Origin of the sequence: Mesotoga sp. HF07.pep.5.2.highcov, from assembly GCF_003666285.1 — a bacterium.
Taxonomy (GTDB): Bacteria; Thermotogota; Thermotogae; order Petrotogales; family Kosmotogaceae; genus Mesotoga; species Mesotoga prima.
Map to the genome: position 1 here is coordinate 1 of NZ_JFHJ01000475.1, position 589 is coordinate 589.

At 50.4% G+C, this 589-nt stretch carries 2 pseudogenes; both read right to left on the minus strand.

Annotation, left to right across the window (positions count from 1 at the left end):
• A pseudogene (locus BG32_RS09940) lies at positions 1-356 on the minus strand (ABC transporter ATP-binding protein); the annotation flags it as partial.
• Positions 353-589, minus strand: a pseudogene (locus BG32_RS09945) (ABC transporter ATP-binding protein/permease); the annotation flags it as partial. The pseudogenes BG32_RS09945 and BG32_RS09940, both read right to left, overlap by 4 nt.

The following is a 589-nucleotide window of genomic DNA, read 5'->3' on the forward strand; positions in this document are numbered from 1 at the left end:
TACATAAACAGGGCGCTGAGCACGTACAGTCCGAGAAGAATAAACATTGTTCTGGCGATCGACTCAAAGTTTATTCCTTCGCCGGTCCCGGTGATTTTGGCCATGATTCCCTCGAATACTTCAGTCGTCACCGTCCCGAGTATCTTCGGCCCCATTATGGAGAAGAGAGCACCGGCCGCTGCAAAACAGAGCACTACGATTATCAAAACCTGGTACTTTCTAAGATATTGAACGAGTTTCTTCAGTGTCCCTCGAAGATCTTTGGCCTTCTCTCCTCCTCGCATCATGCCGGGCCCCACTGGACCGCCCTGACGACCTAGATGGCCTCTTCCGTGTTCTCTACTATCCTTGCTCATGCTAGTTCCGCCTCTGAAAGCTGTGATTGCGCAATTTCTCTGTAAATCTGACAGCTTTTCATCAGTTCGTGGTGTTTGCCGATTCCAACAAGGTTGCCCTCGTCAAGAACGAGTATCTGGTCGGCGTTCTTTATCGTTGCAATTCTCTGGCCAACAATTATCATCGTGCTGTCCCCCGTTTCCCTTTTGAGCTTTCTCCTCAGCGCTGCGTCAGTCTTGAAGTCGAGGGCCGA